The organism is Phocaeicola abscessus CCUG 55929, from assembly GCF_000312445.1.
GTDB classification, from domain to species: Bacteria; Bacteroidota; Bacteroidia; order Bacteroidales; family Bacteroidaceae; genus Phocaeicola; species Phocaeicola abscessus.
The window spans coordinates 182056-197744 of sequence record NZ_HE997184.1 but is presented as its reverse complement, the minus strand read 5'-3'; the positions used below and the strand labels follow the sequence as shown (position 1 = coordinate 197744).

Annotated in this window: 15 protein-coding genes; 2 read left to right on the top strand and 13 right to left on the bottom strand. The window is 50.2% G+C overall.

Features of this window, described 5'->3' with window-relative positions; translation table 11 throughout:
• Window positions 1–63 precede the first annotated feature (63 nt).
• On the top strand, window positions 64–1458 hold the full coding sequence (locus BN102_RS07305) for a hypothetical protein (RefSeq protein ID WP_019208461.1): 1395 nt from the start codon (window positions 64–66) through the stop codon (window positions 1456–1458).
• A gap of 68 nt (window positions 1459–1526) precedes the next feature.
• On the top strand, window positions 1527–3167 hold the full coding sequence (locus BN102_RS07300) for an OmpP1/FadL family transporter (protein WP_035456359.1): 1641 nt from the start codon (window positions 1527–1529) through the stop codon (window positions 3165–3167).
• Between the two features lie 200 nt (window positions 3168–3367).
• On the opposite strand, the gene BN102_RS07295 is transcribed toward BN102_RS07300, so the two are convergent.
• The 13 genes from BN102_RS07295 to BN102_RS07245 all read right to left on the bottom strand — a co-directional run bounded on the left by BN102_RS07295 (window position 3368) and on the right by BN102_RS07245 (window position 15613).
• Entirely contained in the window at window positions 3368–4570 is a 1203-nt protein-coding gene (locus tag BN102_RS07295) for a DUF4421 domain-containing protein (protein ID WP_390939957.1), read from the bottom strand.
• Window positions 4571–4582: 12 nt separating this feature from the next.
• Window positions 4583–5572 carry a Gfo/Idh/MocA family protein gene (locus BN102_RS07290; protein ID WP_019208458.1) on the bottom strand — a complete coding sequence of 330 codons (990 nt, stop codon included), beginning with the start codon at window positions 5570–5572 and terminating at the stop codon, window positions 4583–4585.
• A gap of 70 nt (window positions 5573–5642) precedes the next feature.
• Window positions 5643–6503, bottom strand: a complete 861-nt coding sequence (locus tag BN102_RS07285; RefSeq protein WP_019208457.1) for a transporter substrate-binding domain-containing protein — start codon at window positions 6501–6503, stop codon at window positions 5643–5645.
• An 11-nt stretch (window positions 6504–6514) separates the two neighbouring features.
• The gene (locus BN102_RS07280; protein WP_019208456.1) at window positions 6515–8608 is read right to left on the bottom strand and encodes a putative porin; all 2094 of its coding nucleotides are present in this window, start codon (window positions 8606–8608) and stop codon (window positions 6515–6517) included.
• Between the two features lie 23 nt (window positions 8609–8631).
• Complete coding sequence (locus BN102_RS07275; RefSeq protein WP_019208455.1) at window positions 8632–9177, bottom strand: 2-oxoacid:ferredoxin oxidoreductase subunit gamma family protein; 546 nt, start codon at window positions 9175–9177, stop codon at window positions 8632–8634.
• Window positions 9178–9182: 5 nt separating this feature from the next.
• Complete coding sequence (locus tag BN102_RS07270; RefSeq protein WP_019208454.1) at window positions 9183–9995, bottom strand: thiamine pyrophosphate-dependent enzyme; 813 nt, start codon at window positions 9993–9995, stop codon at window positions 9183–9185.
• Window positions 9996–10013: 18 nt separating this feature from the next.
• Entirely contained in the window at window positions 10014–10178 is a 165-nt protein-coding gene (locus BN102_RS11030) for a hypothetical protein (RefSeq protein WP_019208453.1), read from the bottom strand.
• 10 nt (window positions 10179–10188) lie between these two features.
• A complete protein-coding gene (locus BN102_RS07265; RefSeq protein ID WP_019208452.1) occupies window positions 10189–11274 on the bottom strand; it encodes a 3-methyl-2-oxobutanoate dehydrogenase subunit VorB in 1086 nt (361 codons plus the stop codon).
• Window positions 11275–11285: 11 nt separating this feature from the next.
• Entirely contained in the window at window positions 11286–11516 is a 231-nt protein-coding gene (locus BN102_RS10745; protein ID WP_083867216.1) for a 4Fe-4S dicluster domain-containing protein, read from the bottom strand.
• Window positions 11517–11526: 10 nt separating this feature from the next.
• Window positions 11527–11802, bottom strand: a complete 276-nt coding sequence (locus BN102_RS07260; RefSeq protein WP_019208451.1) for a tetratricopeptide repeat protein — start codon at window positions 11800–11802, stop codon at window positions 11527–11529.
• Between the two features lie 115 nt (window positions 11803–11917).
• On the bottom strand, window positions 11918–13018 hold the full coding sequence (locus tag BN102_RS07255; protein WP_019208450.1) for a DUF4468 domain-containing protein: 1101 nt from the start codon (window positions 13016–13018) through the stop codon (window positions 11918–11920).
• A gap of 136 nt (window positions 13019–13154) precedes the next feature.
• Complete coding sequence (gene rpiB, locus BN102_RS07250; RefSeq protein ID WP_019208449.1) at window positions 13155–13598, bottom strand: ribose 5-phosphate isomerase B; 444 nt, start codon at window positions 13596–13598, stop codon at window positions 13155–13157.
• Entirely contained in the window at window positions 13595–15613 is a 2019-nt protein-coding gene (locus BN102_RS07245) for a transketolase family protein (RefSeq protein ID WP_019208448.1), read from the bottom strand. Before BN102_RS07245 ends, rpiB begins: the two co-directional genes overlap by 4 nt.
• Window positions 15614–15689 lie beyond the last annotated feature (76 nt).

Here is a 15689-nt window from a genome sequence, read left to right as displayed (position 1 = left end):
TTTGCACACCCGTTATTTTTGCATCAGGTAAAAAGAAAGAATCACTTTTAAATAGAGTAGCGTATGAAAAAGATTGTGTTAGTTTCGCTGATGTTGATGAGCTTACCGATGCTGGTAAAGGCTCAGGATGTGAACGACGACCTCTATTTCATCCCGACGAAGAAAACCGAGACGAAAAAAGAGGTAAAGCAGACCGATCGTCCTACTGTTGTGGTCGAAAGTAATCGTACGAATGTTTACTCCGGAAACGGGAAGACGGTAGTCGTCAATGATAAAAAGGGTTATACGCGGGATGTCGACGAGTACAATCGCCGTTATACGTCACGCGATAACAATTTTACGCTTCAGGACGATACGCTCTATATCGACGAGAAACCGGTCGGCGAACGCGGCGAGTGGGTAAATGGCTTTAAGGGTTCTCAAAGCGATTACGAATACGCCATGCGCTTGGTGCGTTTCCGCAATCCCCGCTTTGCCGTATCCATCAGTAGCCCATTGTATTGGGATATGATCTATATGCTTCCGTCGTGGGAATGGAACGTGTATGTAGACGACTTTTATGCCTATGCCTTCCCCACGTATTCGAACAGATTATGGTGGGACTGGCGCTTTAACTATCCTTATGGATACGGTTGGGGCTGGAATTCCCCGTGGTATTACAGCAGCTGGTATTCGCCCTGGTACTACGACAGTTGGTATTCGCCTTGGTATTACGGAGGCTGGTACGGTTGGGGCGGTTATTGGACCAGGCCGTGGTATTATGCAGGGTGGTACGGTCCCGGCTATTGGGGAGGCGGCCACGTGTACGGATGGTATGGCTCGAGTCGTCGATTCTCTGGTATTCACAATGATCGTTACGTCAATAATTACGATCGTGGACGTTCGAACTACTACGACAGAACTCCGGCTGCCCGTTCCAATTATGATCGTTCGGGAAGGTATACGCGCAGTAACGGCTCGGCTTACGACGATAATGGCCGAAACGCCAATAACTATCGCACGCGTAACAGCGGTGCGGACAGTTACACGCGAAGCGGAAACAGTTATAGCGGCCGTATCGTTTCCGGAAATGACAACGGGTCGGTTCGTCCTTCCAGCAGTCGGACACGGACGGGAGGCGGAGTCGTGTCGGGAAGCAATTCCGACAGTTATACTCGTTCGAGCGGAGGGACGTATAATCGCCCGAGTAGTACTCGCCAGAGTGCGAGGGAAAGCAACAGCTATAACGGCGCTGCCCAAAGAGGCGCCTATCGCAGTTCTGAGAGCGGCAGGTATAACCGTTCCTATACGCCGGATGCAGGCAGTGTGACTCGTTCGTCGAACAATAGCGGTTATTCCCCTTCCGGCAGCAGTTTCGGTGGCGGCAGCAACCGTTCGTCGGGAGGAAATTACGGTAGCGGAGGCAGTCGTTCGTCAGGTAGTTCTGGCGGCGGAGGCGGCGCTTCGCGTCGCAGATGAAAAGGCGAACGGGAAAGAAAGAGTGTTTTTTAGGTATGAGTATTATCGGTAGTATAAAACTTGAAGAGATGAAAAATAAATGGATAATTGCAGCTTTTATGTTAGGGGCTGTGACTACAGTAGAGGCGCAGAACTTATACGATGCGGAGCGCGTGATGAGCAATGAGTTGAACGGAACAGCCCGTTTCGTCGGGATGGGCGGAGCGATGGGTGCTTTGGGCGGCGATATATCGACCATCGGAACGAATCCCGCGGGTATAGGTATCTTCCGAAGCAACGATCTTTCCGTATCCTTCGGGTTTAATCATACGGGCGCCGAGGCCACGTTTGCGGGAACGAAGATCAATCAGGATAAAACGCGCGCTTCGTTTGACCAGATCGGATTCGTATACAGCAACAAGATCGGTAACACCACCTCCCTGCGGTATGTGAACTTTGCATTCAACTACCATAAGAGCCGAAATTTCAACCGACTCTTCGAGATGGGAGGCAATCTGGACGGTTTTTCGCAGACATGGCAGTTGGCCAACAATTTGAATAACGCGGGGATCACCGAAAAAGAAATAAATTCGATTTTCGAGTCGGAGGGAAATCCTTACACGCAAAACGCCTATTCCAAGTATTCCGTACTCGGCCTGATGGGCATCCGTACGGGTTTGGTAGGCTGGGAATCGAATAAAGCGTTGGGGTACGATAGTCCGGCCGGATGGAACGGGGCGAACAATAATTACTATAGCCGGGAAAAGGGCGGTATTCAGGCGTATGACTTCAATGTGGCCTTTAATCTCGACGACCGGTTTTATTTGGGAGCTACGGTAGGCGTTTACGACCTTAATTACAGCCGCTTTTCCACTTATACCGAAAATTTGATCGGTTTCAAGGGATCGGACGGCGGTATTTATTCCATTCCGCAAGAGGGCGACAAGCCGGTCGATAACGGTGGTTATACGCTCGACAATTATTATGAGCTGAGCGGAACGGGAGTCGACCTGAAAGTGGGTGCTATTTTTCGGCCGTTCGAAGAATCCCCTTTCCGCTTCGGTATAGCCGTCCATACCCCGACGTGGTACGACCTGTCCGAACATTACGACGCGGTGCTTTCTTCGAAAATCCATGCTTTCGACAATCGCGAAAAGAAACCTTTCAACTCCCAACGCTTGAGCGATTATTTGTCTCAGGATTACCTGACTTATGATTATCGTATTCAAACTCCATGGAAGTTCAACGTAAACATGGGAAGTACGGTCGGAACTTCCTTCGCCTTCGGGGCCGAGTACGAATACGCCGATTACGGCACCTGCAAGTTGAGGGATGTAGACGGCGATGAATTAGGCGATCAGGTCAGCGTGAAGAAGTATTTGAAGGGCGTTCATACGATGAAAGTCGGAGCGGAGTATCGCTTTGTTCAGGCTTTCAGTGTTCGTGCCGGATATAATTACGCTACCGCCGCCTTCGATAAGAATGCCTATAATGCATTGGCTCCATACAGCACGAATACAACTTTTCTGAACTCGAAGGATCGCCATACGGCGACGTGCGGTTTGGGTTATCGCGGAAATAGGTGGTACGCCGATCTGGCATACAAGTACGATGTGTATAAGACGGAGTTCTTCCCCTTCGACGATAAGTTGAAAGAGGCTACGCTTCCTGCCACCAAGATCGATTTTTCCCGTCATCAGTTGTTATTGACCATAGGAGCTCGCTTTTAAAAAGATAAGGATTGCATAGCGTAATAACCGCTTCATGGTGTCCTCGGGGGTGTGCCGGTGCGTATCCCCGAGTTTTTATAGCGTCGTGGCCTGATATCGCGTCGGCGGTCGAAGGAAGTGTTCTTTCTGCAATATGTCTTGTTGTGCCAAGTAAGCGACATCTGCAGGCGTCAACGCCTCGTGCCTTAATCGGGAAGGATTCAGCGTTTCCAGAAGTTGAATCCGGCGTAGATGCGCAGCGTTGCGAAAGAATTGGTGAGGGTGAAGCTCTCTTTTCTGTAATTGTAGGTGTGCGTGACGACGGATGCGCCGACGAAGTGTTTGCTGTCGTTCCACACGACGCCCGCCCGGCCTATCAGATCGAGGTTGACCTTCTTAAGCCATTTGAAATTGAGGAGCGAAGGCTCGTCTGCGCCTTGTTTGCCGGCGAATATTTTCGATTTCTTGTAACCGATGGCTGGCAGGAGGGAGAGATTGGCCGCACAGTGCTTGGCAAACACCCAGTTGTATCCGTAGCCGAAGTTCAGACTGTAGTTGGAATATTTGATTTCGCCGATGTGCATCGCCTCGTTGAGTTGGAGTCGCATGAGGTACGGCAATCGGGAAGGGTCGAACAGATAATGATGTAGGGAATAGGAGAAACCCGCCATCAGCGAGCCCGTACTTCGCTTCTGGTTCGTCGATTGGCTGTATACGGCCGGGTAGGAGAACCGTTTGTAATTGAAGATCCAGTAAGCGTCGATCCCTTTTATCCTGCATTGCAATCCGTCGAAGTCGCGATTCGGGTCGCGTCGCTGTTCGTTCGGGATGTCGAAGCCCTGATAGGAGCGTATCTTGAAGTTGCTTCCCGTTTTTCTGTAATACAGGTCTACGCCAAACTTGGAGCTGTAGATGCTGAGGGCGAACTCTTTCTTGTTTTTCTTCTTCTCGTTCTTTCCCAACACATCGTTCAGATCGAACGTATACCCGAGGAACAACCATCGCCACCCGAAGTAAATGCCTACCTTCATGTCGGGGTTGGGGCTGAAGGCGATACTTTGTCTGCTTTCCGCCGTGTTTCCTCCCAAGCGCACGTTCTCGTACCAATAGCTTCGTTCCAGCATGAAGGCCAAGTTGTACTTGTTCGGCGCGATGTAAACGGTATCGATGGCGTTGAACTTTTTTATTTCCTTGCGTACCCGCCGGCCCGACTGTCGCCAGATGCGAGCGATGTCGTCGGCCAAGTGAAGCAGATCGTACGGTTCGTTCGGGAGTCCGTTCGGTTTCAGGGTAGAGGTTTGCGGAGGGGCGGTCGGCGAGTTTTCGAGTGCATACCGGCTGCTATCTCTTACCTCCTGGCCGTGCAGTCTCAAGAGGCAGAAAAGCAGCATGGAGGGGAGGAGGATACATCGGCTCGACAGGATCATCTGGCATAATCAGATTTTGTTCAGGATACGATCCATAACCCAATTATCGGGGGTAGCGCTGATGTTGTCGCAGGTGCAAATGGCTTTGCCCTGCAAGTGTTCGACGATAAGTCGAATCAACGGCAGCTGCACGTACGGCGGGTTGGGCGGACAGTATTCTTCCTGCCCTTTTTCCGTGTGAAGCGTTATTGGGTCGTACGTGAATACCGAGAAGCTCATCATCCCCTTGTCTCCGATAATCTCGATGCGATCTTCCTTCGCCGATTCGTGGGCGACGAAGCACCACGACCCCGAGCCGGGCAATCCGGATTCGAATTTGAAACAGGCGCTTACCGTATCTTCGGCGGTGTACAGTCCGCCGCGATTGCTTTTGAATCCTTCGGCCTCGAGGATGCAGCCGAACATGTCTTGCAAGAGGTCGAGCTGGTGCGGTGCCAAGTCGTAGAAATAACCGCCGCCGGCAATGTCCGGCTGTACGCGCCAGGGGAGGTTGGTGCTGTTGTAGTCCAGATCTCTCGGAGGTTGGGCGAAGCGGATCTGTACGTTCATCACATGGCCTATCCCGCCGCCTTCGATGATCTCTCTTACTTTTTGGAAGTAAGGGAGATAACGTCGGTAATAAGCGACGAAACAGGAGACCCCCGTCTCTTTCGAGATGCGGTTGATGCGGCAGCAATCTTCGTAATTGGCAGCCATCGGTTTCTCGATGTAAACGGGTTTCCCCGCTTTCATGGCCATGATGGCGAACGTGGCGTGCGAAGAAGGCGGAGTGGCGATATAGATGGCGTTTACTTCGTCGTCCTCGATTAGCGCTAACGGATCGGAATACCATTTGGGGATGTGATGCCGTTCGGCGTAGGATTCGGCCTTTTCCTTATCGCGGCTCATCACCGCCACTACTCGCGATCCTTCGACCAGGGAGAAAGCCGGACCGCTTTTCTTTTCCGTGACCGTACCGCAACCGATAAACCCCCAATTAACCATTTTCAGTGACTCCATAGTTACTCCTTATCATGAGTTTTTCATACGCTTCACAAAGATAGTAAGATTTTGGTATTTTTCCGAACCGCTATCGAAAGTATTTTTCTTTCAGCCTCCTGAAGTCTCTCGTGGGGAGGAAGTGGTCCAACCAGCTGTTCAGGCTGTCTAACAATATGGGGGATCGTTTGTTGACACCCCACGAGTAGAATTGCGAGAAGCTGATATCCATGCCGATGTCCAGGTTGGGGAAGTCGACCAGCGAGGCTTTGGCCGTATTTTCGTCGCAGACGGCATAGTCGATATCACCGTTGGAGACCAGTGCCAGTAATTGTTCCGGTCCGTATCGTTCGATTTCCTTCACTTGGATGTTCTCGCCGATCTCGTTGCTTAAGTTCCGGATGCGACTAATTACCGGTGAGCCCTTTGCTACATGAATGATTTTGTTTGCCAGCTCTAAGTGGTTGTGGATAAAGGTCGTGTCGTTTCCCTCGAGAGCCATCCGTTGTACAAGAATCTGTTTGCTTACGAGGATCGGATGGGTAAAGCTCAGGGTGTCTGAGAGTTCGCTGGTGGTGGGCGTGCTGTTGGCCAATAGGTCGTACCTCCCGGAGAGAACGCCCTTCAGTCGCTCGTCGAAGTTCATTTTTGGAACGATCTCCACTTTCAATCCTTTACTCTTGGCAAAAGCCTGCAATAGCTCGTAATGGAAACCTTCCACCGTGTCCGTACGGGCATAGAAGCTGATGGAATTGTATTCGGTGACGGCGTGGAGCACGCCCGAAGTCAAGATTTCCGGATAATCTCTCGGAACATATTCATGTTTGCTTTCTCGGCACTTGATAGAAAGCAGCGAGAGAGTCCCCGACAGAAGAATCGACAGAAATAGGTATCCGTTTCTCTTTAATTTCTTTTTTCGGAGTCTTCTTTCCGGCTTGACAGGTACGATCATACGTATTAGAGTTAGTCGAAGAAATTCCACGACAATCCGATCTTAAAGATTTTTGGATTAATGGGGTAGTGAGGAGCGAGGAAGTAATTCGAACTGCCTGACCCCTCATTGAGGTGCGACATCATGACGAAGATTCTCGTTCGTTTCAGGTGCATGTTCACATAGGCGTTGACGATCGGATATCCCCCGATAGAGACGATGTTGTCGGGGTTCTGCAAATAATATTGCCCCATAGCCACGGCATAGTCGGGGGCGTTGTATTTGGTGAAGTAACGCACGTCGGCGCCCAATTCGATGCGGAGCACTTTTTTGGCAAGCGCCGTCTGGAGGTAGATATTTCCGTACACCGATAAAGGCGGCAAGGGGAGCGCGTCTTTTTTGCTCGATTTCTGGTAAGTAGCTTCCGCATCCACGTGCAGAATGCCTACGTGGAAGCGCTGTTGAATCTGAGCTGTCAGTACTTGGATATTCCCGTCGTCTTGTTTCACGGCGGCATCGTTTAAGAATCTCGTGGTTTTTCCCTCCGAATCAGTCACCGCGCTGCTCGTGTTGGTCAGGTAAACATAGTTTTTGATATTCTCGACACCCGCCCGGACTACGGTTCCGAACTTGTCGAAACTCAATTTCCCTTCGATACGGGTTCGCATCGTCTTATCCCATTCGTTATCCCACCAATAATGTTTGGAATGGAAGTGCCGGAAATAGAAGACCGGATGTTGGTTCTTTACGAAGCCGTTCAAATCCAGCCGGACCGTATCGCCAAGCAGTCGGATGTTCAAGTCGGCGTTTCCTTCCAAAGTGAATTGTCCGGCATCTTCGCCGGCTATCGCCAGTTCGCCCAAGGCTTTGTAATGGATGGTTTTCCCTAAGCGTTTGGCCAATCGACCTCCTACCGAGATCACGTTCTCCTTATAGGTCGTTCTTTGCCGGACGTTTTTGTTCAGAACACTGTCGGGCAGCGAGAAACTGCGGTACTCGTGGGAGATGAAAGCGGTCAGACCGACCTGCGCCCATTTGTTGAAACCCTCTTTCAATTCGAGGGCGAACGTGTTTTTGACGGATATCCGGTGAGTTTGATCCACGGAATCGTTTCCTAAATACTGATTCTTCCAGTATGTCTGATTTTGCTTGACGTTGTACGAGATGTACTTCCGTTGATTGGTATCGTACTGGAAAGTGTGAATAAAGCTGGTGACCGGAACGAATATCCGGACGGTTCTGACGGAATCTTTTGTTACGGAATCGGTCTTCTCCCTGTGAAAGCCGAGGCTGTACCGATGAGTTAAGAAAGCGTGATAGCTCGTATGGTGATTCCAGACCTGTTGCAGGTTCACGGGGATATCGTACGATTTGTATTGTCGCTTCCCTTCGGCCATATCCAACGGATTGGTGATGTATCTGTCGTCCGAGATGCCTCCGTTTTCGGCTACTTTCAAGTTATCGTTGTTAAAGATGAAGTGCATGGCGTATTTGTCGCCTCTATACGACGAGAATACGCCGCCGTTGAACAAAGCGGTGGATTGATCGGTATAATGTCCGCGTCCGTAGATATAGTCGGCATAAAAGCCGAAGTTCAATTTCCTGTTGGCGTTGATGGCGAAATACGATTTGAAGCGTTCTTCGCCGTTTTGACTGTCGAATTCTTTGTAGTAGCTCAGATTGGTAAAAGGCGATTTCGTATTTGTAAAGATCAGGTCTTCCGGACGGATGACACTGAAATCGTAAGGATCGGTAAAGATGAATTGGCTCCAATCCCGCCGATCGAAGTAGATGCGACTTAATCGCGGAGCACCTAAGTTCCCCAAAAAGTTGTATTGACCGGTCATTCCGTCCGTCATATTCGTGTTTTGGAACTGATGTTCGAGCGTATCGACGGGAACGTTGGCGACGTCGCCGAAGCGGCGGTCGATCTTCCACGAAAACAACCCGATGGGGACGGTATTGGCATCCACCACAGCCGTGGTATCGATCGGGTTGCCGTTCCTGTCGCGATTTCCCATCGACAACCCGCTGGCCGATGAACCGAGGCCGTTGTTTAGCTGCGCCATTAAACCGGCTTGACAGCACCAGAAAGCGACGGTGAGGAAGAACCCCTTTCTTTTCATGAGCGGGAACAAAGCACGCAAACTCATTCTACTTTTCTGATAATGTCCATACCGATGCGGATCGCTTCTTCGTTCTCGGGAATCAGGTGGTGATGTCGTTCCGGCAAGGTCTTGCGCAGGGCCTTTATCACGCTTTCGATAGATACGACCGGCCTCAGTTTCAGCAGCCCTCCCAGGACCATCATGTTGAACGTTTTCGCCATTCCCCGCTCGTTGGCCTCGTCCATCGCATCGATCCGATAGACTTGAATGTCTTTGCGCGTAGGAGGTTCGATGATGCCGTAACCATCGTAAATGAGGATTCCTTCGGATTTGACTTTGCTTTCGAACTTGGCCAATGAAGGTTGATTGAGGATGATGGCGGTATCGTATTGGCTCAAGATGGGAGAGGAGATGCGGTCGTCGCTGACGATGACCGTTACGTTGGCGGTACCGCCGCGTTGCTCGGGGCCGTAGGCGGGCATCCAGGTCACTTCTTTGTCTTCCATCAGTCCGGAGTAAGCCAGGATTTTGCCCATCGACAAAACTCCTTGTCCTCCGAATCCTGCTATGATTATTTCTTGTTTCATGTTTTTTAATTATTTTCTGCGAGAGCTAAATTGAATACATTCGGCGTGGTAACCTGTGCGACATCTTTTAAATCGCCCAAAGGGTAAGACGGAACCATATTCTGTTCCAGCCATTGGTTTGATTTTACCGGACTCATTTTCCAACCGGAATTACACGTCGAGACGATTTCGACGAGGTTGGAACCTTTGCCCTGCATGGAGTTGTCGAACGCTTTCCGAATCGCTTTTTTGGCGCGACGGATACGGGCGACGGTGTCGACCGATTGCCGGGTCACATAACAAGTACCCTCGAGCTGGGCGGCGATGTCGGCCATCTTTAACGGATAGCCGTGGAGCTTCGGATCGCGGCCGTAGGGGCACGTCGCTGTCTTCATGCCGAGCAAGGTCGTCGGGGCCATCTGTCCGCCAGTCATCCCGTAAATAGCGTTGTTGATGAAGATGATCGTGATGTTCTCCCCGCGATTCAAGGCATGGATGGTTTCGGCCGTACCGATGCAGGCCAAGTCGCCGTCGCCTTGATAGGTAAAGACCAATCTGTCGGGCCAAAGCCGTTTGACGGCGGTTGCCAGTGCCGGCGCTCTGCCGTGAGCGGCTTCTTGCCAATCGATATCCAAGTAATTGTAGGCAAAGACAGAACATCCCACGGGCGAGATGGCGACAGTTTTGTGCTCCATGCCCATCTCTTCGATAACTTCCGCAATGAGTTTGTGAACCACTCCGTGACTGCAGCCCGGGCAGTAGTGCATGGGGTTATCGTTCATGAGGACGGGTTTGGTATATACGATATTCTCGGGCTTTATGATTTCTTCTCTTGTCATAATCTAATCTCCTATTGGTTAAAACATGAATCGTAAAGAGAATTCTATCAATTTCACGAAGATGGCGACAGCGCATACATAGATGAATACGGTAAATCCTGCTGTGAAGTAAAGGATGACCGCCACGATCGCCAAGGCGAGAAAGATGATATTCAATACGTTTCTGAGAGCAATTGTATTCATACGATTCGATTTATTTCACGATTTTCTCTTTCAATGCGGCGATCACTTCATCCGGATCGGGAACGATGCCGCCTAATCTGCCGAAATGTTCGACGGGGATCTTGCATTCGACGGCAAGTTTGACATCTTCAACCATTTGTCCGGCATTCAGCTCGACGACAAGTATTCCTTTTACCCGTTTGGCTCGTTCGGCAATCGTCTTGTCCGGAAACGGCCACAACGTGATGGGACGGAGCAAACCGACTTTAATGCCTTCGGAACGCGCCCCTTCGACGGCCTTTAACGCAATACGCGCGCACGATCCGAACGCTACGATAAGATATTCGGCGTCTTCGCATGTTATCTCCTCAAAGCGCACTTCTTTCTCCTGAATCGTTTTGTATTTCTCCTGAAGGTGAATATTGCGCTTCTCCATGATAGCCGGGTCGAGCTCTAAGGAGGTGATAATATTGGGAGCTCTGCCGTTCGTCCGCCCGTTCGCAGCCCAAGGGCAACGAGCGATGACTTCTTCGTCAGTCAATCGGCGGCGGGGGGGGGGTAAAACGACTTTTTCCATCATCTGACCGATGACTCCGTCGGCGAGGATGATGGCCGGATTGAGATATTTGAAAGCCAAATCGAAAGCCAGACCGACATGGTCGGCCATCTCCTGAACGGATGCCGGCGCTAAGGTGATCAGGCGATAATCGCCGTGCCCTCCGCCTTTTACTGTTTGAAAATAATCTGCCTGACTGGGCTGGATCGTCCCCAGTCCGGGACCTCCCCTCATCACGTTGACGATTAAACAGGGAAGTTCCGCACCTGCAAGGTAGGATATACCTTCCTGTTTTAAGCTCACGCCCGGACTCGAGGAGGAGGTCATGCACATTTTCCCGCTTCCGGCGCCTCCGTACACCATATTGATAGCTGCTAATTCGCTTTCCGCCTGGACTACTACCATACCTGTCGTTTCCCACGGTTTCAAGGCGGCGAGCGTTTCCAAAACTTCCGACTGCGGAGTAATCGGATAACCGAAATAAGCATCCACGCCGAAGTTGATGGCTGCTTGGGCGATGGCTTCATTGCCCTTCATTAAAACTACATCTTCTGCTGCCATAGTGAGTTCCTTTATTGTTCTTTGACCCTATAAACCGTTATACATGCATCCGGGCAAACGATAGCGCAGGATGTACACCCCGTGCAGGTATCGTCCTCCACTTGTTGCGCGAACACATATCCTTTTTTGTTGACTTGCTTTGTAGTGAGTGCAACGATGTGTAACGGGCAAGCTATTACACATAGTCCGCAGCCTTTACATCGCTCCGTATTTACCACGATTGCACCTTTGATCTTCCCCATAAGTCAGTTATTATTGGTTATACATATCCTTGTTGTAGAAATTTAAAATATCCATTAACATGGAATAGGCTTGAACGGCTGGACCATCGGGATTCCTTTCGATAGCTTCTGAGTAGTTGTTTAGCGCCATTTGCCAATTCCCTTGTTTCCGATACAGATTGCCGAGAAGATAATAAGCCTCATCGTTTTCCGGGTTACGGCTGATGTAATTTTCGAGGAGCATGATGGCGGTGTTTACTTCATCTTTTCGAATTAAATCTTTTATTTCTAACAGCCTATTCTTCATGATCGCTCTCTTTTTTATTTCTTACAAATATACACTAAATTTACATAAACTATCATGAGCCGAACAGAAAAATAAAATATTTTTTCCGTAAATACCTAAGTATTTGTTTCCTTTCTTATTCTATAATTTCACCTACATACATGTTATAGGCGCTTCGGGGATTGGCATTCCCGTTTATTTTGGTTGCTTCGGCGCCTTCCATAGTTTGTTGCATGAACTTTTTGCATTTTATGATTGACGAAGGTTCGTGATGTCCGTCCTCCTGATAGAAACGAATTTCGTAAGTTTCATTGCGGACGAGCATCATATTGGCCATGGTCTTTTGCGTGTCGATCAGAATGAATGCGACTTTCTTGCCGAACATTTCTCCGAGTCCGCCCCAAGCATCGTTTCCTAAAGTGAATTCCTCGTCATTTGCTACGACCGTTATATGAGATGTCGTTTTAATCCGGTTTTCCGTAGCGGACGATTCCTTTGCGGCTTCGGAGGTGGTTACGGCGGCATTCGAAGTCTCTCCGTCGACTTGTTCCCTTAGGTCGTTTCCTGCGTTTTGCGTTAAAGTTACTGCCGGGGCAGTCGGTGTCTTAGCCGTATGCATCTGCGGGTTCTTCTGCTGGTCGAGACTGATGAGATAAGTTCCGATAGCATTTTGAGCCGATTTGAAAAGTTCCTCTTTCAAATCGATCGTTTTTCTACGAAATTTTCCGCAGAGAGGGGCAAGTTTCGTCTTCTTTTTATTCAGAGCGGTCTTATCGTCGATCCACGTGTCGGCATCGTATTTGATGCCCCCGTCACGCTCTTCGTCGTAGAGGTAATGGATGTGTGTCATCGACAACTCGCATCGGCCGTTGCTACATGTAATAAAGAAGTGATAGTTGATGCGCGTGCGGTCTAATGAGAGGAATGAGGAATTGAAGATCATATATTCTTCGCCATAAGCGGCGATCGAGCCATCTGCTTCGTTGCTCAACAGGATACGGGGGATTAATTTCTCTTTGTCGGCAGCTTGGGGCTTGAAATAATCGGTCGCCCAATTTTTCATCACCCTAAAAAGTTCTTCTTTGGTAAGCGTAGGGGCATTGATCGTCGAATTGAATGTAACTTTCCCATCGATTACAGGGACGGCCCCTGCTAAGTATTTGCTGTCGTCTTGTGCGAAGGCGATGTTCGAGAGGGCTGCGCCACAGCATATCATAAGTAAAACTTTTTTCATCATCGTACGTTTATTTGCGGTTTTTCATAGCAAATATAAGCAATTAAAAAAAGAGAAGTGAGAAAGCTTCTCTTTTTTTACTTTTATTACTATTCTTTTTTAAAAGCCTAGATGGAAAGTGATCGAGACGATTTCACCTTCACGGGCGAGGGAATAGTGGGATCTTTTTTATCCGACGCAGATGGCGTCCTCCCTCAAACTCGCTATCGAAGAATGCTTCCAAGACAGGAACTGTTTCCTCTTGAGAGATGAATCTTCCCGGAAGGACCAAGATGTTGGCGTCGTTGTGCTGACGGGCTAAGCGTGCGATCTCCGGTTTCCAACATAGGGCGGCTCGAATGCCCTGATGTTTGTTGACCGTCATACCGATCCCTTCTCCCGATCCGCAAACGGCTATGCCGAAGGCGCATTCTCCTGATTCGACACTGAAGGCCAATGCATGTCCGTAATCGGAGTAATCGCAGCTTTCGGTACTGTGTGTACCGAAGTCTTTGATTGCATAACCTTTCGTTTCCAGCCATCGCTTGGCGAATTCTTTCAATTCGAAGCCTGCATGGTCAGCTGCTAATCCGATTGTTCTCATTTCAGCATGTCTTTAACTTGATGGTATACGTTTTCGGCCGTGAAGCCTAACTTCTCGTCCAAAACTTTGTAGGGGGCGCTGAACCCGAAGGATTCCAAACCGAATACCTGGCCGTTTGCACCGACTAAGCCTTCGAGATTGACGGGCAGACCGGCGGTCAACCCGAATATTTTGGCCTTTGGGGGGAGTACGCTTTCCTGATAGGCTTTCGGCTGCGAACGGAACAGGCCTTCGGAAGGTGCCGACACGATGCGTACTTTGATGCCGTCTTGGCGCAGTAGGACTGTACCGGCTTCCAATGTCGATACTTCGGAACCCGAGGCTACTAAAATCACGTCGGGGTTCTCGTCGGAACCTTTCACGATATAGGCGCCTTTTGTCGCTTGGTTGTAGTCGTTCCCTGGAGGCAGCATGTCGACGTTTTGCCGAGAAAAGATCAGTGCGGTAGGGGTATCTGTATTGTCCATCGCCAATTTCCATGCGACGGTCGTTTCTTCCGCATCGGCGGGCCGGACGACCAGCATCGAGTTCTTGCCATGATGATTCTTCAGTTTTTCCATCAAGCGGATCTGGGCTTCCTGTTCTACCGGCTCGTGGGTGGGGCCGTCTTCTCCTACGCGGAAAGCATCGTGTGTCCAGATGAATTTCACCGGGATTTCCATCAATGCGGCCATGCGGATAGCTGGTTTCATGTAGTCCGAAAAGACGAAGAAGGTGCCGCATGCCGCGATCACGCCGCCGTGCAACATCATTCCGATGCAGCAACAGGCCATTGTCAGTTCCGAAACACCGGCCTGGAAGAAGGCACCGCTGAAATCGCCTTTCCGGAATGCTTGCGTCTTTTTCAAAAAACCATCCGTTTTGTCGGAATTCGACAGGTCGGCGGAGGCGCATACCATGTTCGGCACTTGTTCTGCTAAAATCCCGAGGACGGTGGCGGAAGCGTTGCGCGTGGCGACACCTGCCTTTTGCCGAATCGCTTGCCAGTCTACTTTTGGCGCTTTACCGCCGAACCATTCGGCTTGTTGGACGGCCATATCCGGATTCAACGCAGCCCATTCGGCTTCTTCTCGATGGCGGGCGTCCGTTATCTTTTTCAGTTCTTCCTTTCGTTGGGCGTACAATTCCTTTACCTCGTCGAAGACGACGAATGGGTTTTCCGGATCGCCGCCCAAGTTACGGACTGTATGAGTATAGGCGCCCTCGCCCAACGGGGCTCCGTGAGTCTTGCAATCCTTTTCGTAAGAGGAGTTATCTGCTTTACGCGCCCCTTTTCCCATGATGCATTTGCCGATGATGATGGTCGGGCGTGCCGTCTCGGCTTTTGCTTTCGATAGCGCTTCGCGTATTTGGTAGCAATCGTTACCGTCGATTTCGATGACGTGCCAGTTCCATGCCCGGTATTTCATGGCCGTATCCTCGGTGGTGACGTCCTTGGTCTCGGTAGAGAGCTGAATATCGTTCGAATCGTAGAACATGATCAAGTTATCGAGCCCTAAGGCTCCTGCGATTCTTCCTGCGCCTTGCGAGATCTCTTCTTGGATGCCGCCGTCCGAGATATAGGTATAGACGGTTTCTTTGGCGAAAGTAGGGTTTCCCGTACGGGCGGCGAGGAATTTGGCGGCCATGGCGGCGCCTACGGCGAAGGTGTGGCCTTGCCCGAGCGGTCCGGAGGTGTTTTCGATGCCGCGATTCACATCGCGCTCGGGGTGTCCGGGGGTAGGTGCCCCCCACTGCCGGAATTCCTGAAGCTCAGTCAAGGTGAATTTTCCGGTTAAGGCGAGTGTGGCGTAAAGCATGGGCGACATATGGCCGGGGTCTAAGTAGAAGCGGTCGCGCCCTTCCCAATCGGGCTTTTGCGGATCGTATTGCAAGAACTCAGTAAACAGTACATTGATGAAGTCGGCGCCTCCCATTGCTCCGCCCGGATGCCCGGATCGGGCTTTTTCCACCATGGAAGCAGCTAAGATACGGATGTTATCGGCTGCATGATTCATTAATTTCTGGTCGTTCATGATGATTTTGGTTTTATTACCACAAAGATAGGCAATTCTTTTGCATCAAGCATGGTTTATGCAATGAATATTTATA